The 23,785-nt window shown below is 56.8% G+C and carries 23 protein-coding genes; 15 read left to right on the plus strand and 8 right to left on the minus strand.

Going from position 1 to position 23,785, the window contains the following annotated elements; all coding sequences use genetic code 11:
* Positions 1 to 70 precede the first annotated feature (70 nt).
* The gene (locus tag IEY52_RS17575) at positions 71 to 1,384 is read right to left on the minus strand and encodes an RNA-guided endonuclease InsQ/TnpB family protein (RefSeq protein WP_189004800.1); all 1,314 of its coding nucleotides are present in this window, start codon (positions 1,382 to 1,384) and stop codon (positions 71 to 73) included.
* Positions 1,385 to 1,711: 327 nt separating this feature from the next.
* On the opposite strand from IEY52_RS17575, the gene IEY52_RS17580 reads away from it, so the two are divergent.
* The 6 genes from IEY52_RS17580 (at position 1,712) to IEY52_RS17605 (ending at position 4,822) form a co-directional block, all read left to right on the plus strand.
* Positions 1,712 to 2,404, plus strand: coding sequence for a TetR/AcrR family transcriptional regulator (locus tag IEY52_RS17580; RefSeq protein WP_189004803.1), 693 nt, complete (start codon positions 1,712 to 1,714; stop codon positions 2,402 to 2,404).
* 52 nt (positions 2,405 to 2,456) lie between these two features.
* Positions 2,457 to 2,849: a hypothetical protein gene (locus IEY52_RS17585; RefSeq protein WP_189004805.1), complete on the plus strand. Its 393-nt coding sequence runs from the start codon at positions 2,457 to 2,459 to the stop codon at positions 2,847 to 2,849.
* Between the two features lie 11 nt (positions 2,850 to 2,860).
* Complete coding sequence (locus tag IEY52_RS17590) at positions 2,861 to 3,298, plus strand: hypothetical protein (protein ID WP_189004807.1); 438 nt, start codon at positions 2,861 to 2,863, stop codon at positions 3,296 to 3,298.
* 80 nt (positions 3,299 to 3,378) lie between these two features.
* Complete coding sequence (locus tag IEY52_RS17595) at positions 3,379 to 3,909, plus strand: TetR/AcrR family transcriptional regulator (RefSeq protein WP_189004809.1); 531 nt, start codon at positions 3,379 to 3,381, stop codon at positions 3,907 to 3,909.
* 41 nt (positions 3,910 to 3,950) lie between these two features.
* Positions 3,951 to 4,442, plus strand: coding sequence for a DUF2867 domain-containing protein (locus IEY52_RS17600; RefSeq protein ID WP_189004811.1), 492 nt, complete (start codon positions 3,951 to 3,953; stop codon positions 4,440 to 4,442).
* A gap of 2 nt (positions 4,443 to 4,444) precedes the next feature.
* Positions 4,445 to 4,822 (plus strand): hypothetical protein, encoded by a 378-nt coding sequence (locus IEY52_RS17605; protein WP_189004813.1) that lies wholly within the window; start codon positions 4,445 to 4,447, stop codon positions 4,820 to 4,822.
* Positions 4,823 to 4,941: 119 nt separating this feature from the next.
* Here IEY52_RS17605 and IEY52_RS17610 read toward each other — a convergent pair whose 3' ends face one another.
* Positions 4,942 to 5,658: an ABC transporter permease gene (locus IEY52_RS17610; protein WP_189004815.1), complete on the minus strand. Its 717-nt coding sequence runs from the start codon at positions 5,656 to 5,658 to the stop codon at positions 4,942 to 4,944.
* Positions 5,655 to 6,545: an ABC transporter ATP-binding protein gene (locus IEY52_RS17615; RefSeq protein WP_189004817.1), complete on the minus strand. Its 891-nt coding sequence runs from the start codon at positions 6,543 to 6,545 to the stop codon at positions 5,655 to 5,657. The genes IEY52_RS17610 and IEY52_RS17615 overlap by 4 nt, the downstream gene beginning before the upstream one ends.
* A gap of 140 nt (positions 6,546 to 6,685) precedes the next feature.
* Between IEY52_RS17615 and IEY52_RS17620 the strand changes: the two genes are divergently transcribed.
* Together IEY52_RS17620 and IEY52_RS17625 are read left to right on the plus strand one after the other, a co-directional pair.
* Positions 6,686 to 7,525: an SDR family oxidoreductase gene (locus IEY52_RS17620; protein ID WP_189004819.1), complete on the plus strand. Its 840-nt coding sequence runs from the start codon at positions 6,686 to 6,688 to the stop codon at positions 7,523 to 7,525.
* Between the two features lie 80 nt (positions 7,526 to 7,605).
* The gene (locus tag IEY52_RS17625; RefSeq protein WP_189004821.1) at positions 7,606 to 8,097 is read left to right on the plus strand and encodes a hypothetical protein; all 492 of its coding nucleotides are present in this window, start codon (positions 7,606 to 7,608) and stop codon (positions 8,095 to 8,097) included.
* Positions 8,098 to 8,111: 14 nt separating this feature from the next.
* On the opposite strand, the gene IEY52_RS17630 is transcribed toward IEY52_RS17625, so the two are convergent.
* Positions 8,112 to 8,609, minus strand: coding sequence for an NfeD C-terminal domain-containing protein (locus IEY52_RS17630; protein ID WP_189004823.1), 498 nt, complete (start codon positions 8,607 to 8,609; stop codon positions 8,112 to 8,114).
* Positions 8,610 to 8,720: 111 nt separating this feature from the next.
* Here IEY52_RS17630 and IEY52_RS17635 point away from each other — a divergent pair, with 111 nt between their 5' ends.
* The gene (locus IEY52_RS17635) at positions 8,721 to 9,104 is read left to right on the plus strand and encodes a VOC family protein (protein ID WP_189004825.1); all 384 of its coding nucleotides are present in this window, start codon (positions 8,721 to 8,723) and stop codon (positions 9,102 to 9,104) included.
* Between the two features lie 213 nt (positions 9,105 to 9,317).
* On the opposite strand, the gene IEY52_RS17640 is transcribed toward IEY52_RS17635, so the two are convergent.
* Positions 9,318 to 10,964: a bifunctional metallophosphatase/5'-nucleotidase gene (locus IEY52_RS17640; RefSeq protein WP_189004827.1), complete on the minus strand. Its 1,647-nt coding sequence runs from the start codon at positions 10,962 to 10,964 to the stop codon at positions 9,318 to 9,320.
* Positions 10,965 to 11,244: 280 nt separating this feature from the next.
* Positions 11,245 to 12,354: a radical SAM protein gene (locus IEY52_RS17645; RefSeq protein WP_189004829.1), complete on the minus strand. Its 1,110-nt coding sequence runs from the start codon at positions 12,352 to 12,354 to the stop codon at positions 11,245 to 11,247.
* A 143-nt stretch (positions 12,355 to 12,497) separates the two neighbouring features.
* On the opposite strand from IEY52_RS17645, the gene IEY52_RS17650 reads away from it, so the two are divergent.
* The 4 genes from IEY52_RS17650 (at position 12,498) to prpE (ending at position 18,472) form a co-directional block, all read left to right on the plus strand.
* The gene (locus tag IEY52_RS17650) at positions 12,498 to 14,834 is read left to right on the plus strand and encodes a putative bifunctional diguanylate cyclase/phosphodiesterase (protein WP_189004831.1); all 2,337 of its coding nucleotides are present in this window, start codon (positions 12,498 to 12,500) and stop codon (positions 14,832 to 14,834) included.
* Positions 14,835 to 14,839: 5 nt separating this feature from the next.
* Complete coding sequence (locus IEY52_RS17655) at positions 14,840 to 16,888, plus strand: GGDEF domain-containing protein (protein WP_189004841.1); 2,049 nt, start codon at positions 14,840 to 14,842, stop codon at positions 16,886 to 16,888.
* 33 nt (positions 16,889 to 16,921) lie between these two features.
* Positions 16,922 to 17,695 (plus strand): tRNA pseudouridine(38-40) synthase TruA, encoded by a 774-nt coding sequence (truA, locus tag IEY52_RS17660; RefSeq protein ID WP_189004843.1) that lies wholly within the window; start codon positions 16,922 to 16,924, stop codon positions 17,693 to 17,695.
* Between the two features lie 63 nt (positions 17,696 to 17,758).
* Positions 17,759 to 18,472, plus strand: a complete 714-nt coding sequence (prpE, locus tag IEY52_RS17665; protein ID WP_189004844.1) for a bis(5'-nucleosyl)-tetraphosphatase PrpE — start codon at positions 17,759 to 17,761, stop codon at positions 18,470 to 18,472.
* Here the strand turns inward: prpE and IEY52_RS17670 are convergent.
* On the minus strand, positions 18,469 to 19,053 hold the full coding sequence (locus tag IEY52_RS17670) for a GNAT family N-acetyltransferase (protein WP_189004846.1): 585 nt from the start codon (positions 19,051 to 19,053) through the stop codon (positions 18,469 to 18,471). The two genes, prpE and IEY52_RS17670, sit on opposite strands and share 4 nt — an antisense overlap.
* A 124-nt stretch (positions 19,054 to 19,177) precedes the next feature.
* Positions 19,178 to 20,689, minus strand: coding sequence for a threonine ammonia-lyase, biosynthetic (gene ilvA / locus IEY52_RS17675; RefSeq protein WP_189004848.1), 1,512 nt, complete (start codon positions 20,687 to 20,689; stop codon positions 19,178 to 19,180).
* Positions 20,690 to 21,025: 336 nt separating this feature from the next.
* Between ilvA and IEY52_RS17680 the strand changes: the two genes are divergently transcribed.
* Entirely contained in the window at positions 21,026 to 21,922 is an 897-nt protein-coding gene (locus IEY52_RS17680) for a DMT family transporter (RefSeq protein WP_189004850.1), read from the plus strand.
* 297 nt (positions 21,923 to 22,219) lie between these two features.
* On the plus strand, positions 22,220 to 23,683 hold the full coding sequence (locus IEY52_RS17685; RefSeq protein ID WP_189004859.1) for an ABC transporter permease subunit: 1,464 nt from the start codon (positions 22,220 to 22,222) through the stop codon (positions 23,681 to 23,683).
* Positions 23,684 to 23,785 lie beyond the last annotated feature (102 nt).

Below are 23,785 nucleotides of genomic sequence, written 5' to 3' on the forward strand. Positions count from 1 at the left end.
CCTCGGGGACAGGGAGTGGCTTTCAACATACCGTTTTTCTGAAGGTTATCAACGACCCACGACCAACCTTTCACAAGGTCTGATCGGGGTTTGCAACTGCACTCCACCGCAGTCCGGCGTACCTCAAGAGGCGTACCGTTTTGGCTTCAGCGTGCGTCACGTCAGGGGTGGTCGATAAGCACCCCGTAGCCTCCCAGTCCTGCCGGGAAACCAGCGCTCTCAAAGCAATGTTTCTGGAACCCAAGAGGTCAGAATGCACTTCGTATCCGCAGTTCTCACACACAAACATCAGCCCAGCTTTCGGTCTGTTTCCCTTGCTGGTATGGCCGCAGCAAGTACACGCTTGGCTGGTGTAGTTCGCATCCACTTTCACCGTCATCGACCCATTCAGCGGTGCTTTGTAAGCCAGAAAGCTTTGCAGTTCCGCAAAGCTCCACTGACTTCTACGGCGTTTGTGGGTACGCACTTTTTTCGTGGCTTTGGGGTTGTTTCTCCCCTCAGTACGGTCACGGATGTTCGTCAAATCCTCAAGCCCAATGAAAGCATGAGGGAAACGTCGAAGAATGCGTTGGCTTAACTTGTGGTTCCAATCAGCGATAAACCGTCTTTCTCGCCCACTGATTTCCGTCAAACGACGGGTGGCGGAGCGAGTGCCTTTACGCTGAAGGTGTTGACGCAAGCGGGCAAAATGGTCTTTCCTTTGGCGGGCCTGCTTGCCGCTCTGGAAAAGAGCATGGTTGCGGGTGTTCGAGACCACAGCATGGTAGCGTTGTCCCACATCCACACCGATGACCTGTTTGTGGTGCTCTGGTCTGGGTTCGGCAATGTCAACGTCCAGAGAGACCAGGAGGTAGTACTGTTTTTTGGACTTCTGGTAATAGAGCTTTGCGGCCCCGACTTCACAGCCTTGCTGGATGTAGGCAAGGTGTTTGGAGTAACCGTCGTAGGGGATGACTTGACGGCCTTCGAGGGTTTGCACACTGACCTGTTGGTTTTTCTTCCAGGAGTAGTCACGCCCAAAGTTGTAGGTCAGGGTGCGACTGACGAACTTGCAGGGGTGATCCAGTCCCTTGTAACGGCGTTTGGTGTGACCCAAATCTCTGGCTGCCTGATTCTGGCGGAACTTGGTCCACTGAACCTTGTAGCTACTCGCCACCTGGCGAGGTGCATTACAGGCCATTTGAGAGGGCAAGCCAAACTTTTCCCGCAAGTCCTCGTAGACCATCTTCTGAAGTTTTGCTGCCTGAGACATTTTATTTTCGCCATGGGCAACTTCAGAGGCGAAGTTCAACGCATCACGGTAGGCCAACGTCACGGCATCCAGAGCGGCTTTCTGCTCTGGGGTGTGCCGCAACTTCAGCTTGGCAGTGAGGGTGATCTTCACACGAAAAATATACTACATCTCTGTGTGAATAAATAGGAGGCATAAACTTATGGATCAGGCTTGAGTACCCCGCCTGAACGGGCGGGTGAGCTACCCCTCCCCCACCAAACCGCAAAGGGCGCGGTTAGGGTAGGGGACTCCCGCCCAGACCCTTCAGTTGAAAGATTTGCCAGTGCTCACCCCTCTGGTGAAACCAGGCCAGCATCCGGACACCAGTCTTGCAGATTTTGCCCTGATCTCAGGTTTTCAATCAGCACAAAGAGGGGCCTGCAGCCTGGTGCACCACTGCCTCTTGTCAAAACAGCTGCAAAAGCCTAAGATTTGAACATGTTCAAATCAGATGCCACAGACCCCCTTCCCACCCGCGACAGGATCCTCCGTGTTGCCCTGGACATGTTCAGAGAACGTGGTGTAGATGCCGTCACCATGCGGGAAATCAGCAAGGTCGCAGAGGTAGCACTGGGATCTGCTTACTATTACTTCCCCAGCAAAGAAGCCATTGTCTCGGCCTATTATGAACACGTTCAGGATGCCCACCATGCCCTGGTGCTGTCCCAGGCCCTCAAAACGCCAGTGCTGGCAGAACGCATGAAGATCCTCTTTCACAGCAAATTCGATGTGATCCAGCAGGACAAAAAACTGCTGGGTACCATCTTCAAATATGCAGGTGAACCCGAACATCCCCTCAGCGTTCTGGGACCAGGCACCCGAAATTTACAGGAACGGGGCCTGGACACCATCCGCCTGATCCTCAAAGACCAGAAAATCCCTGCAGACACCGAAAAACTGCTGGTGCTGGGGTTGTGGGCCTTGCAGATGGTCTTCATCATGCACTTCATTTACGACGAAACCGAAAACCAGCAGGTCACCCGTGAGATGATCGACCAGACCCTGGATCTGGTGGCCCAGGTGCTGAACCTCAGCACCTTTCCCATGCTGAAACCCATGATCCAGCCTTTCCTGGAGCAGGTGATGGCCATTGTGCAAAAAACCCAGGTGGGACCCAGCGTGAACGGATGATTTCAGCCCTCAGGGGTTGTGAAACGTAAGTGTGAACTTAAAGGAGGTTTGTATGACCGAAACCGTGACGTACCTGATCTACCTTGCTGTGAGCCTGTCCCTGACCATCTGGGTGGCAGGCACCCTGCACAGAAACGGCAGGATCTTCCTGCTGGATGCCTTTAACGGCAATGAACAGATGGCAGATTCCGTGAACCAGCTCCTCAAAGTGGGGTTTTACCTGGTCAACATCGGATTTGTGGCGCTGTTCCTGAACTTCAGAACCCCACCCGAAGCCCTCCCAGACACCATCAAATACCTTTCTGCCCAGCTTGGGGTGGTGATGCTGGTGCTGGGGGGCATGCACTTCTTCAACATGAAAAACATCGCTGGCATGCGTTCCAGAGCCCTGCACCGCCAGCAGGCCAACCGTGGCCCAGATCAACTTCCGCAGTTTCCCCATTAAGAAGGAGCTTTATGCCTGCACTCAAATGGATTGGACGCAAATTGATCGCGCTGCTGGGGGCGGCCCTGGTGGTGTCGCTGTTTTTCGCTGGCTCCGAGTTGTGGAATGGCCGCAACAATGAATTCACTGCTGTTCCCAGGTTTTTTGAAGGGCTGCTGACTTTCGCTTTTTTCGCTGTGTATTTTGGGGCTTTGCCTGCCCTGATCACCACCGGAATTTCCGACCTGATCAGCCCCAGGCTGGGTTCCCTCAGAAAACCAGCCGCCCTGGTGATCCATTTGCTGGGCAGTTTGATCCTGATTTTCATGCTGTTTGGAGGCAACCTGCGCATTTCATCCAGCGACTGGCTTTTTGTGTGGCTTTCGGTGGGAGCAGCACTGGTGTTCTTTCTGCTGGATGAGTTTTTAAAAACCCGGTTTTACCGCCAGAGCTCAACCCAGAGGATCTGAAACCACAGGACCTGAGCCAGCAAAACCTGACGGGACATTTTTCCTTAGAAACATACCATACCGTATGGTATGTTTTTTTCATGAAGAAGACCCGTGACGACTGGTTCATGGCTGGCCTGCACCTGATGGCCAGAAACGGGGCCAGCAGTCTGAAAATCGACACCCTCTGCAAAGACCTGCAGGTCACCAAGGGGTCGTTCTACCACCATTTTTCGCACCTGGAAGATTACCAGCAGCAACTGCTGGACCATTACGAACAGATCTCTACGCTGGACATCATTGAACACCTGAAAAGCATTGCAGATCCCAGAGAGCGCCTGCGCACCCTGGTGAAAACCATCACGGCTTATGATCCATCCCTGGAAATCGCGTTGAGGGCCTGGGCCAGAACCGACCCCCGGGCCAGGGACCTGCAAAAACGCCTGGACACCATCCGTGAAGCGTATGTGCTGGACCTCGTTTCACAGATCATTGCTGAACCCGAAACGGCAGCACAACTGGCCAGAGGGCTGTACTGGCTTTTTGTGGGCAGTCAGCAAAGCACCTTTGAACACGATGGAGAACAAAAAGCCCAGATCAACCTGCTGATGCTGGACCGCCTGGGCCTTTGACCAGCTGAACTTTGACCGCTTGACCTTACAGGAGGCATGAAATGATTCGCACCCAGTACAGCCCCGGCCAGTATCCCCAGGGACTTCTCCCCTTCACCCGGAAGGCGCATTACATCGAGGTCAAAAGGGTTCAGACCCGCAAACCCCTCAGGGATTTCATTGCAGGATGTTTTTCTTATTCCCCCTCCTGGCTGTCCTTTCTGTACTGGTTGAGGGGAAAACTGGTGCCTCTGATTGGCCTGAAAGGCCATGGGGTTCTGGAAATGCAGCGCCTGACCGCCAGAGACATTCCTTTTGTCAAAGGCAAAAAAGCGGCTTTCTTCACGGTGCACCATGCAGAAGGGAATTTGTGGGTGGCCGGGGCCAGCGAGAAGCACCTCACCGCTTACCTGGCCATTGAAAAACAACAGGACCACATCCAGTTTTACACCCTGATTGAGTACCACCACTGGACCGGACGGCTGTATTACGCCATCATTGCGCCCTTTCACCATCTGGTGGTCAACAACATGATCCGGGCAGGTTTGCTGTGAACGTGGCTGCCCTGATCACCGGAATCTGGTTTTTGCTGGTTCTGGGGGTGCACCTGTTCATGGGAGGGCCAGCAGCCCTCAAACACCGTCCTGAGCCTGCAGATTTGCACCGCCTGTGGTTGATGAAGCTGGGTGCCTTTCACCTGATCACCGTGGACCTGGCCGTGCTGGGTGCAGGTCTGGTGTACCTGGCCCTGGTCTTTCCTGCAGCCCAGTCTGTGTATCAGGGCATTGCTGCGCTCTGTCTGCTGTATGCGCTGGTGTGGCTGTCCCAGGTGCTCAGGTGGGGCAAAACCAGCAGGGCCGTGCTTGAACAGGGGCAGTGGATGCTGTTTCTGATTGCTGCACTGGGCAGTTTTGTGGCCGGTCAACTGGCCTGACCTTGATCCATGCACCAGCCGTCCAAAAAAATCCCCCGAGGGCCATTTGCTCTCGGGGTCATTGCTGATCTGTTCATGAATTGTGCATGTTCAAGGAGGAGGGGATTTTGAAGGGAAAGTCAGTGCAGGTCTCTTCTTCTGAAGTCCAGCACGCTGAGGATCACGATCAAGAGGGTCACACCCCCAGCGAGAATCAGGGCCATGTCATGGGTCTTGGCGGCGTGCACAGCGGAGGTGTAGGTCCAGGGCACGTAGTACCAGAACTTGCTTCCTGCAGCGAATCCAGCAGCCATCACACCCAGCACGGCCAGACTGATGTTGAGGGTGATGGCCTTGACGCGCATGCTGATCCACAGGTGCAGGGTCACCAGGGGCAAAGCCACCAGACTGCTCAGGCCGATGTTTTTCAGCAAATCCAGCACCTGCTGGCCTTCACCAAAACCGCGAATGGTTCCAATGCCCAGGTAGACCAGACCCATCATGGCAATGCCAAGGGCAATCAGGGCAATCAGGGCAATCAGTTTGGTGAAGTACACCTGGGTGCGGGTGATGGGCTGCACCAGCAGGTGTTTGAGGTGGTTGTCCTGGGTTTCCAGACCCCACACCTGTGAGCTGATGATGGCGGCACCAAAAGGCAGCACCATCTGAATCCACATCTGGGAGAGGAACTGTCCCAGCATCTTCCAGCCTGCAGCGCCTTTCAGACCATGCAAACCACTGCCAAAGGTCAGGGCAGCCCAGATCAGCAGGCCCAGTCCGATGGGCACGCCGATGGAGAGCAGCAGGGTGGGGGTGCGGCGGTATTTCAGGGCTTCAGCTTGCAACAGTCCGATCATTTTGCACCTTCTCTGGTGATGTTCATGAAGAGGTCTTCCAGGGTGGCCTGGTGGGAGGTGATGCTGTACACATCGAAGTTCTGTCCAACCAGGTCACGCACGATGGCGGGAGCCGCTTCTGCAGGGGCAGGAATTTCCAGCAGTTGTTCATGCAGGCTGGCCTGGGGGTGAAGTTGCTGCACTTTGCCCAGGGCCACCGTGGGATCGCTGACCTTCAGGCGCAGCACGGGTTTGGAGCGGTTCTGCAGGTCTTTTAAAGCGCCTTCGTAGCGCATCATGCCCTGGTGGATGATGCCCACATGGGTGGCCATCTGTTCCACTTCGGAGAGGATGTGGCTGGAGACCATCACGGTGATGCCACGCTGGGGCAGGGACTGGATCAGTTCGCGCACTTCCCGGATGCCGTTGGGGTCAAGTCCGTTGGTGGGTTCGTCCAGCACCAGAAACTCGGGGGATCCCATCAGGGCCGCGGCAATGGAGAGGCGGCCTTTCATGCCCAGGGAGTACCCGCGCACCACCCGGTTCTGGGCATCTTTGAGGCCCACATAGTCCAGCAGTTCGCTGATGTTGCGCTCGTTCATGCCCCGCAGTTTGGCCACCACCTGCAGGTTTTCTTTGCCGGTCAGGTGTCCGTAGGCACTGGGGGCTTCCACAATGGCTCCCACTTTGGTGAGGGCACGGCGGTTGAGGTGCTGCTGGAACAGTTCGATGTTGCCTCTGGAGGGGCGGATCAGGCCCAGCAGCATGCGGATGGTGGTGGTTTTGCCTGCTCCGTTGGGTCCCAGAAATCCGTAGATCTGTCCGGTTCCGATGTTCATGTTGACGCCCTGGACGGCAGGGCGGGCTCCGTAATTTTTGTACAGGTCTTGAATGGCAAGGATGCTCATGTGTCCTCCTTCTTTCTATGGCCTTAGTGTACTAGTAGACTAGTGCACTGTCAACACCCCTCACTGGAAGTTAATTTTTGACTCGGTACAGAAATCTGGGTTACACTGAAACCACAAACCGAAAAGACAAAGGAGCACACATGTTTCAAAACGATTTGCTGGCAGGAAAGCACGTCCTGGTCACAGGTGGCGGCAGTGGACTGGGAAAAAGCATGGTCAAAAGGTTTCTGGAACTGGGCGCAGAAGTCACCATTCTGGGCCGCCGGGAAAACGTTCTGCAGGAAACCGTGCAGGAATTTGAAAGCCTGGGCAGCATCTTCTACCAGACCTGCGACGTGAAAAACCCCGAACAGGTCACAGAAGTGCTGAACACCATCGAACAGCGAAGACCCATTGATGCACTGGTCAACAACGCAGCAGGGAACTTCATCTCCCCCACCCAGATGCTGTCCCACCGTGCCGTGGACGCGGTGCTGGGCATTGTTTTGCACGGCACTTTCTATTGCACCCTGGAAATGGGCAAACGCTGGATTGCTCGCAAAAGCGGTGGCGTGGTCCTGAACATCGCCACCACCTACGCCCAGAGTGGCAGTGGATATGTGGTGCCCAGTGCAGTGGCCAAAGCTGGAGTGGTCACCCTCACCAAATCCCTGGCCGCCGAATGGGGCAAATACGGCATCCGGTTGAACGCTGTGGCACCCGGTCCTTTTCCCACCGAAGGGGCCTGGGAAAGGCTCTTGCCTTCTGAAGAATTCGGAGAAAAGCTGAAAAGCCGGGTTCCTTTGCGGCGCTACGGAGAGCACATTGAACTGGCAAATCTGGCCAGCTTCCTGCTCAGTGACCTTTCAGGCTTCATCACCGGAGATTTGATTCACATCGATGGTGGAGAAAGCGTGTGGAATGCTGGAGAATTCAACATTCTGGATGAGCTTTCTGCCCAGGACTGGATGAAAATGGCCGAAAGCCGCAAAAAAGGCTGAACCCGGTTAAACCCTGTCTGGCTTAGCAAAATGTGACAAAATTGTAATCCAACTCATCCATGGGGGCGTACACTGTCCCCATGGACATACAGGGACGCATTGGCGGAAGCAGCCTGGGGTATGACATCCAGGCCACCTACACCCCCCCTCTGGTGCGTGGGCGCATTGGCGGGACACAAATTGGAAAAAACATTTTGCTGAACATTGAAAAGCAACTGGTCCGTGGGCGCATTGGTGGAACCACCGATGGATTCGATGTGAACGTCACCCTGGGCCACCACACCGAGGGCCGTCTGGGTGGAAATTTCGTTGGACAGGACATTGTGTTTGATGTGCAAGGCAGAGAACTGACAGGACGGTTTGGAGGTTCCTCGCTGGGATACGACCTCCATTTCAGGATCGAAAACACCCATCTGGCCGGTCGCATTGGTGGAAACTTCGATGGCAAGGACCTTGAAATCCAGGGCCATGCTCCTGCCGAAGTGCTGGCCCTGCTGGGCATCATTGCCTTTAAAGTGTTGCAGGACGACCAGCAAAACAGCTCCGCAGGCAGCCACTCTGCCTCTTACTGATCAGCACTGTTGATTCAGAACTGGTGCCAGCGCCGCACATTCAGTGTGCCCTGCTCCATCCCCACCACAATGATGGGTTCTCCCACCTGCAACACGTCTGAAGAGTGGGCATGGAATTCGGTCATCTGGCCTGAAACCGTCAGCATCACCTTGCCGGGACGTTCTGCCGCCGGGGGAATGAGCACCTTGCCGGTTCTGCCCACCAGATCCCCCACCTGACCGCTGAATTCCTGCTGTCTGGCATAACGGAACAACCAAGCGGTGGTGATCCCCACACTGAGACCTGTGATCAGGGCAAACACCCACTGGCCTCCCATGCTGAGACCCAGTCGGGAGGCAATCACCCCCCCCAGACCAAAAAACGCCACAGCAAAAACAATGGCCCTGAGGTTCAGCCAGGAAAAAACGTCATGCAAATCCGGGTGGCCCACATCCAGCGTTCCATCGTGCTGGAACAGCAGTGAAACCAGGATCAATGCTCCTCCAATCAACAAGCAAAGCCAGAAGATCATGAAAGCCTCCACTTCAGGGTACGAGGGGACAGGGGAAAATGTTCCGCAAGGGTCAGAGGAGGTGCTCCATCTGCCTCTGCATTTTGACGGACTTTTATAGAATAAAACCACATGAACATCCTCGAAACCTGCCTGTATGTGCATGACCTGCTGGAGGCAGAAAATTTCTACTGTGGTCTGCTGGGGTTTGAGCTGCATTCCCGTCGCCTGCCCAGGCATGTCTTCCTCAAAGCAGGCAATGGGATGCTGTTGCTGTTCAACCCGGAAGAATCCCTGCGGCCAGGCACCCTGCCCACCCACGGTGTGCGTCCCGGAGGCCACGTGTGTTTCGAGATGGCCCAGGAGCGTCTGGACTTGTGGGAGGCCCGGCTGGAACTGGCAGGATTTCCAGTCACCCGCTACAACTGGGGTGGCATCAAAGGGGATTCCCTGCTGTTCCATGACCCCAGTGGCAACCTGGTGGAAATGGCCTCCCGGAGTTTGTGGGGGATTTGACCCCCTGCTTCCCCCCCTGCCTTTCGCTAACGCTTCAAGGCTGTCCCCCCTTAACAAAGGGGGATTGGTGTAGGATGACAGAAATCCCCCAACGCTGACGGGGGAACCAACGAGCAAAGCGAGTTGCAGGGGGATCTGGCCCCAGCACCCTCAGACAAAAAGCTGTCCCCCCGTGTAGGGGAACAGCTTCAAGCTTTAGGGAGAAGCAGGGGTTTACTTGGGTTCGTTCACGATGGTGACCCTGCCCTCCACCTGGGGGTTGGCAGACTTCACGAAAGCGAAGTAGTCGTTGACCACCACGTAATCGGTGAGGTAGGTGTCCAGACGGAACCCCTTGGCGTTCTTCAGCACAGTGAAGTTGTCGCCGCCTGCGGCCACAAAGCTGTTGGTGACGGTGTGGTAGGTGGCATTCAGGTCCAGAGGCTTGAAGGTGCCGTCGGGCTGTTTGACTTCTGCACTGAGGATGCGGCTTCCGACGGCTTTGGTGGGATCAAAGCTGTAGCGCATTCCTCCCACCTGCAGAAAACGGCCTGCACCGTTGGCCCAGTCGCTGACCCCGTTTTCCAGGGCGTCCCAGACTTCTTTGCCGGTCAGGTCCATCACGTAAACGGTGTTGCCGAAGGGCTGCACAGTGATGGTATCTCCGTTGGTGACGGTTCCGGCGGCGATGCTGGCCCGGATGCCCCCGCCGTTCATCAGGGCAATCTGGGTGTTGTACTTCTGCGTGGCCCACAGGTAGGCGTCGCTGATGAAGTTGCCGAGGTTGGTTTCGCGCTTGCGCACATCGGCGCGGTCACCGTTCAGTTTGACGGCAGCGGTGCCCACCGGGGTTTTGCGGAAGGCATCCAGGGGCAACTGGAAGGCACGCAGGGTGGCAGACAGACGGATGTCGTTTTTGTAGTCTGCAGTGACCGGGTAGACTTTGCCCACCCAGGTCTGGGGCACGCCCTCTTCGTTGAAGGCCACGCGCAACTGGCCGTAGAATTTGGCCCATTCCCATGCCTGAACCACCAGGATGGTGTTGCCTGCTGCGTCTTGCAGCACGGTGGGGTAAGGACCTTCAGATTTGGGCAGACCCAGACCCTCGTATTTGCCGAGGGGGGTGTGGGTGTGCCCACCGATGATCACGCCCACGCCTTTGAGTCTGGGAGCCAGTTCCAGGTCGATGTTGTACCCAAGGTGCGAGAGCAGCACGATGTTCTTGATGCCCTGGGCACGCAGGTCATCGGCGGCTTTCTGCACGGTGGTGTAGGGGTCCAGGAATTTGACGGTGTCTCCGGGGCTGGAGGTGATGGGGGTGTCCGGGGTGGTCACGCCAATCACACCCAGAGGACCGTTGTCGGTGTCCAGGATGGTGTAGGGCTTGATCAGGCCCTTGAGTTTTTCGTCACCCGAGGCATCAATGTTGGCAGAAACCACTGGGAAACTGGCGTTTTTGATGTAATCGGCGAGCTGACCAGGACCGTTGTCGAACTCGTGGTTGCCGATGGTCTGGGCCTGGGTGCCGAAGGCTTCCATGTAGGCGAGGTCTGCCAGACCTTTGTACACCTGACCGTAGAGGGTGCCGGTGAACACGTCTCCAGCATCCAGAATCACAGGGTTGATGGAACGGCGCTTGAGGTCATCAATCAGGGTCTTGACCCGTGCCACCCCACCATACTGCACGCTGAAGGCCTTGCCGTCTGCACCGGTTCCGGTGACAACAGTGGGCTCCAGGTGGTCGTGGGTGTCGTTGGTGTGCAGGAAAGTGACCAGCGTAAGGCCACCACTGGTCTGTGCTTTGGCTGCACTGCCCGTGACGGTGATGGCGCTTCCCAGACCCAGGATCTTCAGCAGGTTACGGCGTGAAATCTTGCTCATGTTTCCCCCTAATCATTTGATGTGCAGCACAGACAAAAACAGTGCCATTCAGTTTGGTGGACTTGCGTCAGATCAGTATCATACAACTTTGGAGCCAGTGCAAGTTTTATGGTTTGGAGTGGGTTCAATGTTTGTGGGCATCTTGCCTTTTCAGGCCCTCCCAGACATCAGAAAGGGCGTCGAGACTGTCAGAAAAGACACAAAAATCAGGCAGGTCCCAGGCAGCCCTTGACTTTGCAGGCAGAGGGGTTTGTGAGACCAGCTGACAGTTGCCTGACCCTCAATAGAGAAATTCCCGGATGTCGTAACGGGCAGCTTTCAGGCCCCTGGAACGCAGGATTTTTGCCAGACGGGACAGTTCTGCTTCCACTTCCAGTTCAGACATGGGGGTGAGGCCCAGGCTTTGCCTTTTTTCGGAATAGGTGAAACCAGGGTGTTCAACAAAAGGCGACAGGTAAATCAGGTCTTCCCGGTCCAGGGGCATCTGTTCCAGGGCATCCAGGGAGGCCTGTGCATGGGGCTCACGGAACTCCTGCCCGCCCACCCCCACCATCAGAATCAGGCCCACCTGCAAACCTGCGGCTTTGAGGTCAGAGACAAATTCTTGCAGGTCTTGCTGGGAACCGGGTTTGTTGATGAAAGACAGCACCTCGTCCAGACCGCTTTCCATCCCGATGAACACCCGCTGCAAACCCAGTTCTTTCAGGGCTTTCCATTCTTCGCGGGTGTGTTTGTTTCCGGTGAACACATCGATGAAACTGGAGATGGGCAAGCCTGGAAAAGCTTCACGGGTGGTTTTCAGCATGTCCTGAAGGCGGCTGAACCCCAGGGCCAGGGCATTGCCATCAGCCAGGAACACACTGCGCCGCAGCAAAACCCCCTGTCCCAGAAAATTTTTTACATCCTGAACATGCGCCTGAAACTCCAGAGGGGTTTTGACCTTGAACGGACGGTCTGCATAGAAATTGCAGAAGGTGCATTTGTTCCAGGTGCATCCCTCGGTGGCCTGCAAGACCACGGCCAGATACTGGTCGGGGGGCAAAATGGAAATGGGGCGGTACACATGCAAAAAACGCTCTTTTTCCTGCATCAACTGTTCCGGGCCGTAAACGCTTTTCAATCTGGCTGACAGCTCTGCTGGAAAATCATCCTGATGCCGCAACAGCAGGTCCTGCACCTTGCTGTAAAACTGCCGGGCTTCCTCACCAGAGAGCTTTTCCCGTTGCCTGCCCTGCTGCTGGTACCGCACATGCACCCCGCTGGAAAGGTCCCGCTTGTACACTGTTCCCTGCAGAAACACCGAGATCAGGCGGCCTTCGAGATCGAAAGACAGCACCGTCTGGGGGTCAGGACTGAAGGTGGTGCTGTGGGGGTACAGGTGGTGCTTCATGCCCAGAGTGTAACGATTTCCGGCCCACAAAGACAAAAAGATGTCTTGCTCTGGATAGAAAGCCCTTAACATGAGGATGACAGAACCTTTATAATTCAATATGGTTCGCAGCCTCTACAAAGTCAGGGTTCCAAAGGAAGACCATGCCAATCTGGGATGAATTGAGTGATGCAATTGAAAGTGGCGTGATTGTGACCAACCCCCAGGGGTACTGCATTTACAGCAACGCTTACGCCCGCAACCTGCTGCCGCTCGATCAGCCGGACCTTCCTTTTGAGAGTTTTTTCAGTGACCCTGAGCTGTCCAGCCTGTTTCGCGGAGAGCAGTTGCCCACCCAGGGCCAGCACCTGACCGCCCACCTGAAAACCCACCTGCAGCAGCAGAATTCCGAAATGCACCTGTTTGTGAAAAGGCGCCCGGAAGGTGGAGCCGTGGTGTTTGTGAATCCCGCGCATCCAGAATTCATGCAGGTGAAGCAAAGCGAAGAACGCTTCCGTTCGCTGGTGGAGATTTCCCCCGATGCCATCTGCATGCTGGGAGAGCGCCTGGACATCGTGTACACCAATGCCAGCATGGCGGCCCTGCTGGGGGTTTCTGAACAGCAGGCTGTGCGCCTGAATCTGTGGCACCTTGTACACCCGGAAGACCAGACCTTCCTGCTGCAATTGATCCAGGCCCTCCCCTCTGAAAAACAGGTTCTGCCCCCCACCGAGCAGCGCTGGATCAACAACGCAGGAGAACTGCTGGAGGTCGAGGTGGTCTGCCGCTCCTGGATCGAACCGGACACCTCCGAGCGCATCACCGTGCTGATTGCCCGCGACATCCGGGGGCGCAAAGAGGCAGAGCGGCAACTGCGGGAAAGCGAAGCCCGACACCGCACCATGCTGAATGCCATCCCTGACACGGTTTTCCTGCTGGACCAGCAAGGCGCATGCAAAGATGTGCATTCTCCGAACCCCGAACTGCTGGCTGCTCCCATCGAGGTTTTTCTGGGGAAAAAAATTTATGACCTTTTTCCAGAAAGCCTGGCGGAAACCTTTGAACATGTGATCCAGAAAGCCCTGGACACCGCAGAGTTGCAGACCATCGAATATGGTCTGGACCTGGGAGACCGGGTGCAGTTCTTCGAGGCCCGGGTGATGCGCCACAGCAACCAGGATGTGCTGGCCGTGGTGCGGGACATCACCGCCCAGAAAGACTCGCTGGAACGTCTGGAGTACCTCAACCAGTCCGACCAGTTGACCGGCCTCTACAACCGGGCCTTCCTGCAGGAAACGGCGGACCAGTTGATCTTCACGGCAGACCCACACAACGTGGTGGGGGTGATGCTGTGGGACGTCAACCGCTTCAAGGACATCAACGACTCGCTGGGTTTTGCCACCGGAGATGAACTGCTCAAAGCGGTGGCACGCAAACTCCGCAAGCACATCGCCCATCCGGATTTGCTGGGCAGGCTGGACGGCGATGAGTTTGCCATGGTGCTCAGGCGCTCCTCGATTTCTGAACTGATGCAGGTGGCCTACAACGTGCAGAACAGCTTTGAGCAACCCCTGCATTTTGGAGGGCAACAGCACACCCTCTCACTGGCGATGGGACTGGCCATTTATCCCCAGCAGGGCCAGACCTACCATGACCTGCTCAGGGAGGCCAATTCTGCCCTCAGGTACGCCAAACTCAACCGTCAGGGCATTGCAGTGTACCGACCCGAATTTGATTTGCCTTCCAGCGAACGCATGCTGATCGAGCAGGAACTCCGGGATGCCATCCAGACCCGCAATCTGGTGCTGCAATACCAGCCATTGTGGGACATCCACCAGCAGAAACTGTGGGGGGTGGAGTGCCTGGTGCGCCTGCACAACCGCTCAGGCCGCTTCATTCCTCCCGAGGAATTCATTGAACTGGCCGAGGAAACCGGACTCATCCGCCGCCTGGACCAGCGGGTGATTGAACTGGCCATGGAAGAACTGCAGGACAGCCATTTCGTGTGCTCGGTGAATTTGTCTCCCAGCACCATCCGGGATTCCGAATTCTTTGAATGGATGCATGATTTTGCCCGCAAACTGGGAGATCGGGCTTCCAAACTGCAAATTGAAGTGACCGAAGGAACCCTGATGCAAGAACGTGATGTGGTGGTGGCCCGGCTGGAAGACATGCGCAAATGGGGGGTCAAAGTGGCCCTGGACGATTTCGGGGTGGGGTACTCCTCGATGGGCTACCTGCGGCATTTGCCACTGGACGTGCTGAAACTGGACCGCAGCTTCACCACCTACCTGGGCGAATCGGAAACCGACAACCGCCTGATGGAAAGCCTGATCCAGCTCGGACATGGCCTGGGCTTCACGGTGATTGCTGAGGGGGTGGAAACCGCAGAACAGGTGGAGTGGCTGCGCGAACACCACTGCGATCTGATTCAGGGCTACCACATCTCCAGACCCCTGGGACACCAGGATCTGCTGCGCTGGATGGGTGCATTGCGGTGAATGTGATGATCCTGCCCCGTTTTCCCTGGAGCCGCATGGCTTTGCCTTTGCTGGCCGCTGGAGGGGTGTTGCTGTTGGTGCACCTTTACCCGGCCCACCTGATTGGCCTGCTGGTGGCCGGCGTGATTGCCGCAACCCTGCTGCTTTATCCCCTGCCTGCTGGCCCCGTGGGGGCCCTGGTGCTGGTGATGCTGATTGTGCTGGGCTGGAATGCCCCGCTGGGCAACCAGACCCTGCTGGTCGCAGGCCTGCTGATGCTGGCCAACCTGATTGGCCTGGCCTACCGCAAACCCAGAAATGCCCCTCCTGCCACCACCACCCAGTCCCTCCTGATCGGGCTGTGGAGCGAACTGGAAGACAGCCCCACCGTGGACAGCGTGCTGAACTACACCCGTGAGTTTTTGCTCAACTCCGGGGTCAAGTCGGTGGAATACCACCACAGTGTGATGCAAACGCTGCCCAACACCTACGCCATTTACGCCCTCAACCAGCGGGTCACCCAGATGGAAATCCGGGGGGTGCCTGCCCACATTCAATTGGATGATTTGTTGAAAGTGATTGAGGCCCGCCTGTCGCAGATTGCCCGCAACCAGGAAAACGCCTTCCTGAACTACATCACCCTGGAACTGCAGGACGCCCACAACCTCAAAGAAGGGGCGCAGCAGGTGTGTTACGCACTGCTTTCCCACCGCAACTACACCCGTTGCGGGGTGTACGTGTACAGCAAGAATTTGTTTCAGCCTTACGCCCACACCCTGATGGAAGCCCAGACCATTGATTTTGGGCACAACCTGCTGTGGAAAGCCTACCTGGAACAGCGGGCGCTGTTCACCCACGATGAAGACACTGCCCGTGGACACGGCCTGAAAGACTTTGAAAAATCTGCAGTGGCCATCATTCCCCTGCCCTCCCTGAGCCGCTCACGGGCTTTCCTGGTGGTGGGGCGCAAAGAGTACGAACGCTGGGACAGCGAAGAACAGGAATTTTTAAGCAACCTGGGCAGGCAGCTGGGCATGCTGATCCAGAAGCAAACCCTGCTGGAACGGCTGGGCAAAAGCGAGGCCATCCTGAGTGCGCTCAGGTCCCTCAGCCTGGATGAACTCAACTCCCTCCTGATGACCGCAGCTGCAGACCTGCTGCCTGGAGCACAATACGGAGCCCTCTTGATCCGTGAAGACCAGCATTACCGCATGGTGGCCAGCCAGGGTCTGGACCTCGGACCCCTGGCCCACGTGCGCATTCCCGAAGCCGATGTGCTGGTGTGGTACGGCGGCTCCCAGGAAGACTGCCTGAAAGGCATCCCACGCATCCGCCGTCTGGGACACAACGATCCCGAAGTGCAGCGCATCCAGACCGAGGTGCTGCAAGACCTGGTGCCCCTCTCCAGACTGCAGGCCGATCTGTGTGTGCCCATCGTGCATGATGGGCAGATGCTGGCTTTTCTGTCTCTGAACAACATGCTGGACAGACACGCCTTCGATCAGGATGCACTGGAAGTGGCCGGGTTGCTGGGCAGCCAGCTTGCCGTGATCGTGCAGGAAGCCCGATTGCGCCAGGAGCTCTCCGAGGCCGCCGCCACCGATCCCCTGACCGGGCTTCCCAACCGCCGCGCCCTGGACAACCTGATTCCGCTGGGCCTCGCCAGCCTCAAACGCAGCGGACAGCCCGCCAGTTTTCTGCTGATGGACCTCAACGGCTTCAAGGCCATCAACGACCATTTCGGGCACAAGTTTGGAGACGACATCCTCAAACAGGTGGGACTGGCCCTCAAAAGCGTGCAGCGCTCCACCGATCTGATTTTCCGGCTGGGCGGAGATGAGTTTCTGGCTTACCTCCCCTCCACCAGTCCCCTGGAAGCCCGGCAGGCTGCAGAACGCTTCCAGACCGCCATCCAGGAACTCAGTTTGCGGGGTTTCCCCCTGGGGGCCAGCATCGGCATGTCCCTGTTCCCGGAAGATGCTGAACTGCTGCAGGATCTGGTCCGTCTGGCCGATGAACGCATGTACGAAGAGAAACAGGCCTATTACGAACTGCGCTCTGGACGAAACCCTTGAAAGCAGCCTCAAAACCCCTTAGTCTGACAGCGAATGTCCGATTACCGCCCTCCACCTGAACACCAGCGCCTTTTTCTGGAAGTGCAGTACCTGGGCACCCATTTTCAGGGCTGGCAGATGCAGGCCAGGGGGGAACGCACCGTGCAGGAGGTGCTGCATCAGGCCATTTCGCGCTTCGCTGAAGCCCAGATGCCCGTGGCCTGTGGACGCACCGACAGTGGCGTGCACGCAGAGAACATGCCCATTCACATCGACGTGAAAAACCTGAAGCTGCCCCTCCATAAACTGGTCCGCGCACTCAATGCCCACCTGCCCGACGATGTCAGCGTGCTGAACGCACAGGAAGCCCCGGCAGGCTTTCACGCCCGTTTCAGTTGCCTGTGGCGGGCTTACCGTTATGACCTGCTGCTTTCTGAACAGCGCCTGCCCCTTCATGAAACCCGTGCGCTGAGGGTGCCTTATGTTTTAAACTTAAGTCAGATGGAACAGGCCGCCCAGCTCCTGATTGGCGAACATGACTTCCGGGCTTTCGCCACCCAGGAAGAGCGGCAGACCCGGCGCATCCTCTATGACTGCCACCTGCAACACACCGGCATCCATCTTTCGATTCATGTGCGTGGAGAAAGTTTCCTCAGACACCAGATTCGGGCCATCATTGGCACTTTGCTGCTGGTGGGCCAGCACAAGATGTCCCTGTCCGACCTGCACCACCTCTTGCAAGGCCAGGACCGCGCCGAAGCAGGACCCAACGTCAAACCCCACGGCCTGCACTTTCTGGGCGCAGGCTATCCGCCATCCGGTGGCTGACCCGAATGCACAACCCAGCCATGAAGCCTGCCTCCCACCGCAAAGCGAGACACTGAACCCAAAATGTACGACATCATAGGTGACATCCATGGATGCTCTGCAGAACTGCAGCGCCTCCTCAAACAACTCGGGTATTCGGCCCGCTACCGGCACCCCGATGAACGTCAGCTGGTTTTTGTCGGCGACATTGCAGACCGGGGACCCCAGGTGGTGGAAGCCTACCAGCTTGTCATGCGGCTGGTGCGTGAAGGGGTGGCCCAGTGCGTGATGGGCAACCATGACCTGCGCATCCTCAACCACCTGTCCGGGCAGGGCAAAATCGATTCTCCCAACACCCGCCAATCCATCCAGCAGATTGAAGCTGCCCCCAGAGCATTCCAGGCCGACCTGCTGAGTTTCCTCAGTGGCCTGCCTTCGCAGCTGATGCTGGACCACGGCATGCTGATGGTGGCCCACGCCGGACTGCCCGCCGAATTCCATGGGGTCAACACCCAGATGGCCCGCGACATTGCCATTCACGGCGAGCGGGTGATGCACAACGGCAAACTCACCCGGGTGGACTGGACCAAGGATTACCACGGCCTTTCTCTGGTGGTGTACGGCCACACCCCGGTGCGCAAGGTTCGCTGGGTCAACAACACCGTCAACATCGACACCGGCTGTGTGTTCGGAGGCAAACTGACCGCCCTGCTCTACCCGGAGCGCACCACCGTCAGTGTGCCCGCCTCAAGGGTGTACAACATCAAATCCGGGGTGTGGGACCAGTTCGGGATCTAACCCCTGTATTCCCTCCTGAGCAACCCATAAATGCAGAAATTGATGTATTTTTCCGGGTCCAGGTGGTGCCTGCGTTCTTCTCGCAGTACAGCCTCCAGGGTGAAACCCAGTTTTTCTGGGATGCGTCTGGAGGGCAGGTTTTCTTCATCAGTGCAGACTTCAATGCGGTGGAGGCCCATTTCTTTGAAACCATAATCCAGCATGGCTTTCACGGCTTCTTGCATGTATCCCTGGTGGCAAAATTCCTCTCCCAGCCAGTAACCGATTTCGGCCTTGGGGGTGTCCCAGTCCAGAAAATTGAAGATGGAAGTGCCCATGAGGGCGCCATCTGAACGGCGCACAATCATGAAGCGCAGGTGCTCCTTGCGGTCCAGAAAATTCTGGATGCTCTGCTGCATGCGTTCACGGGTGATCTGCAGGTCCGGGAGGGTTTTGGCCCAGGGCATCCAGCGCTGCAGGTGTTCAAAAGAAGATTCCATCAGGGCATGAAAAACATCGGCGTCCTGCATGCTGGGAATGCGCAGCAGCAGGCGTTCGGTGCGCATTTCTGTGGGAAGATCGAGCGGGGCAAGGTCAAACATGTCCGCAGCATACGGGGTGGGTTTTGGGCAGATCAATGGGCAAATGGCGGATCCTGCAGACCTCGGAAACAAAAAAATCCCGGTTGCCCGGGATCTGCTGATGTGCTGCTGTTTTGGAGCCTGTTCACCTGAGGAACAGCTTGTAGGCAGGGTTGTTCTCCTGGCTCTGGTATTCATAGCCCAGGCGGTCCAGAAAAGTCTGGAAGGCGTGGAGGTCTTCATCTGGAACCTGAATGCCGCACAGCACCCGACCATGCGAGCTGCCGTGGTTGCGGTAATGGAACAGGCTGATGTTCCAGGTGGCCTGCATGGCGTCCAGAAAGTCCGAAAGGGCACCGGGACGCTCCGGGAACACAAAGCTGTAAATGCGCTCGTTCTCGGCTTCGGGGGCACGGCCACCCACCATGTGACGCACGTGCACCACGGCCAGTTCGTCCTGGCTGAGGTCTGTAACGGCATAATCCAGAGCCCGCAGGTCTTCCAGAATCTGCTGTTTGTCTCTGGGCTGCTCCATCTGCACGCCCACAAAAATGTGGGCTTCCTGGCTGGGGGCATAGCGGTAATTGAACTCGGTGATGTTGCGTTTGCCCATCGCCTGAATGAAGCCCTTAAACGCACCCGGAAGCTCTGGGATGGTCACGGCAATGATGGCTTCTTTCTGCTCACCGACATTGGCCCGCTCTGCCACATGGCGCAAACGGTTGAAGTTGATGTTTGCCCCGCAGGTGAGGGCCACCAGGGTTTCTCCCTGAATGCCTCTTTCCTGCACGTAACGGGTGAGTCCTGCTGTGGCCAGTGCACCCGCAGGTTCCTGCACGGCACGGGTGTCATCGAAGATGTCCTTGATGGCCGCGCACACCTCGTCGGTGGAGACCCGCACGTACTCATCCACATACTGGCGCACCAGGTTGAAGGTGTGTTCCCCCACACGCTTCACAGCGACCCCATCCACGAAAATGCCCACCTGGGACAGGGTGACCCGTTCCCCGGCTTCCACACTGCGGATCATGGCATCGGAATCCTCGGGCTCTACAGCCACAATTTTGATGTCTGGGTTGACGCTTTTCAGTAAAACGGCAATGCCTGCAGCCAGTCCGCCCCCCCCAATCGGCACGAACACGGTGTACTTCTGGGCACGGCACTGCTGCAAGATCTCCAGACCGATGGTTCCCTGTCCTGCAATCACGTAAGGGTCATCGTAAGGATGCACGAAAGTCATGCCCTGCTCTGCTTGCAACTGGTAAGCGTAAACCTCAGCATCGCTGTAGCTGTCACCATGCAAAACCACCTCTGCACCGTAACCCCGCACTGCCTTCACCTTGATGTCTGGAGTCGTGGCAGGCATCACAATGGTGGCCCGGATGCCCATTTTCTGGGCACTGAAAGCCACCCCCTGCGCATGGTTTCCGGCAGAGGCACAAATCACCCCTCTGGCCCGTTCTTCTTCGGTCAGAGAAGCCATCTTGTTGTAGGCACCCCTCAGCTTGAAAGAATGCACAGGCTGGGTGTCTTCACGTTTGAAGTAAACGGTGTTCCCCAGCCGCTCCGAAAGACTGCGGGCATGGTCAAGCGCGGTCTCTTTCGCAACATCGTAAACGCGGCTCCCGAGGATTCTCTGTACGTACTCCAGATTCATGGGTTCATGCTAAGGGTTTGGGGGTGGGATTTCACGTCATTTGTACGGAAAGCCAAGAGCCGAGGGCCGAGAGCCGAGGGCCAAGAGCTGGGAAAGCACAGGCCAATGCACAAAAAACACCTCAAAGCCCTGAGCTGATTGCAAAAGCAACGGGTCAAGAAACTTGCAGGAAATGCCGACCTTCAACACCATCCAGATGTCTTTTTGCCCTCGGCCCTTGGCCCTCGGCTTTCTGCCAAACCATGTGAAGAATGCAAACCAGAATAACGTTATCCAGTCACACCCCTCGTCCATTTCACTGAGAACGGCAAACCCCCTGCGGGTTATGATGCGCCCATGGATCCTCTCAGCCTGACCGCCATTCTGGTGACCATTCTTTTCTGGGCTTCTTCTTTTGCTGGAATCAAGGCAGGTCTGGACCACTTCACCCCTGCCCACCTGACCGTTTACCGCTTTCTGGTGGCCAGTGGGGTGCTGCTCATTTATGCCTGGATCAGCAAAATTCCCTTTCCAGAATGGAAAGATGTGCCCCGCATTTTTGGGGTCTCGCTGCTGGGCATCACCATTTACCATTACGCCCTGAATTTCGGGGAGATCACGGTGCCTGCAGGGGTGGCCAGCCTGATCATTGCCGCAGGTCCGGTGTTCACGGCGCTGATGGCGACCCTGTGGCTGGGAGAGCGGCTGAATGTGCTGGGTTGGCTCGGAATTGCAGTCAGCATTTCGGGGGTCACTTTGATTGTGCTGGGGAGAGGCGGAGACCTGAATTTCACGCAGGGAGCTTTGCTGATCCTGCTTTCGGCTTTTGTGACCTCGCTGTATTTCGTGCTGCAGAAACCCCTGTTAAAAAAATACCCTTCCAGACAGTTCACAGTGTGGTCGCTGGTGTTCGGGACGGTGCCGATGCTCATCTCTCTGCCCGGTCTGCCCCAGGAAATTCAGGCCGCACCTGCCAGTGCCAACTGGGCCGTGATTTACATCGGGATCTTCCCTGCTGCCCTGGCTTACCTGACCTGGACTTTTGCGCTCAGCCGGGTGCCAGCCAGCATCACCACCAGCTTTCTGTACGTCTCTCCCGTGCTGGCCATTCTGATTTCTTATTTCTGGGTGCATGAGGTGCCAAGCCACATCACCCTGATTGGTGGGGCCATTGCGCTGGTGGGGGTGGTCCTTGTGAACACGCTGGGGAAACCGAGGGTTGGAATCAGCAGAAGGCAGAAAGCTGAAGGCTGAAAGCCGAAAGCCGAGGGCGCAGAGCCGAGAGCCGAGGGCCGAGGGCAAAAAGATTAAAGGCAGAAGGCGGCGGCCCACTGCGTGTGCAAAACCGCTTTTGCACACGCAGTGGGGTCAAGAAGCGACCCGGCCGATCAAATCGGGTTGATCGGCGCGAGTCAAGGTCAAGAAGAAGGCTGAAAGCGACAACAGCTCTGGCAGAAGCTTTCCATGCCCTCGGCCCTCGGCCCTCGGCATGATCTGCCAAATGTGATTTGCCCCTAGACCCCACCCCTCCACTCTCATACACTGCTTAGCATGACTGCTGCCATTGAGCTGAAAGACATCACCATCGAACTCAATGGACGGGATGTGCTGAGAAATGTGGACCTGAGCATTGAATCTGGCGAATTCATTGCCATCATCGGGGCATCAGGTGGGGGCAAGAGCACGTTGCTGAGGGTGATTGCGGGTTTACTGAAACCCAAACAGGGCAGCGTGAAGGTGTGCTCCCAGCCTGCTTTTGTGTTTCAGGATTACCGCCTTTTGCCCTGGCGCACGGTGCTGAAAAACGTGAATTTGCCCCGTGAAGTGCAGGGCAAAGGCATGGAGCCCCATGAGGCCCTCAAGCAGGTGGGGATGGACCAGTACCACGGCCTTTACCCTTCTGAGCTTTCTGGCGGCATGCGGGCCAGGGTGGCGGTGGCCCGTGCGCTTGCCCAGGACAGCGAGATCATCCTGATGGATGAGCCTTTTGCTGCACTGGACGCGCTGGTCCGGGAGCGGTTCAATGCAGAGCTGAAGCGACTGCACCGCAAGGAGCGGCGCACCATCCTGTTTGTGACCCACTCGATCCGCGAGGCGGTGTATCTGGCAGACCGGGTGGTGGTGGTGAAAAACGGTGGGGTTGCCGACATCATCGACACCAAGCTGGAAGGGCGGGTCAGTGCCTACACCTCTGGCATCGAGGCGCAGCTCCGGGAACTGCTGGGAGAGGGAAATTCCACGCTGCTCAGCAACACCCCGCCCCTCAAAAAAATGCGTGTTGAAGGCTGGCTGGCGTTGCTGGCCCTGACGGTATTTTTGCTGCTCTGGCACCTCCTGAGCTTCACCCAGAATGCTTTTTCGCTGCCCAGTCCGGTCAAGGTGATTCTCGAACTGCAGGTGGCCTGGGGGGAACTCTACAGCCAGATGCTGCTGACCCTCAGAACCACCTTGCTGGGCATTGTGTGTGGCATGGTGATGGGGGTGACCCTGGGATATCCACTGGGCCGCTTCCCCATGCTGGAAAGGGTTTTTTCGCCTTTTCTGGTGGCCAGCCAGAGCACACCCATCATTGCAGTTGCGCCCCTCCTGATCATCTGGCTGGGGTTTGGCACCGCTCCAGCCATTGTGGCCGCCACCCTGACGGCTTTCTATCCGGTGATGATTGCCACCATGACCGGGGTGCGGGAAGTGGAAAACACCTACCATGAATACTTTGACACTTTGAATGCCTCTTTCTGGCAGAGGTTGTGGCTTTTGGAAGCTCCGGGTGCCCTGCCCGTATTGCTGGGGGGCCTGAAACTCACGGCCAGCCTGGCTTTGATTGGTGCAGTGGTCTGGGAGTTTGTCAGCAATGCACCCGGACTGGGAGCCGCCATCAATCAGGCAAGGGCTTACTACAACACACCACGCATGTTTGCAGCGATTTTTTTGCTGACCACCCTGGGTGCAGCACTTTATTTGCTGGTCACACTGCTGGAACGGGCGGTTTTAAAATACCGCCGCAAGGCAAAATAGAAAAAACATTTGCATGTTTAGCCCAGAGTGTTTGTTTCTGATCTCTGCACTCAGAACATGATCTGCTGTTGTGATGCAGCAGCTCCAAAAAGCAAATTCATC

The organism is Deinococcus roseus (assembly GCF_014646895.1).
Lineage (GTDB): Bacteria > Deinococcota > Deinococci > Deinococcales > Deinococcaceae > Deinococcus_C > Deinococcus_C roseus.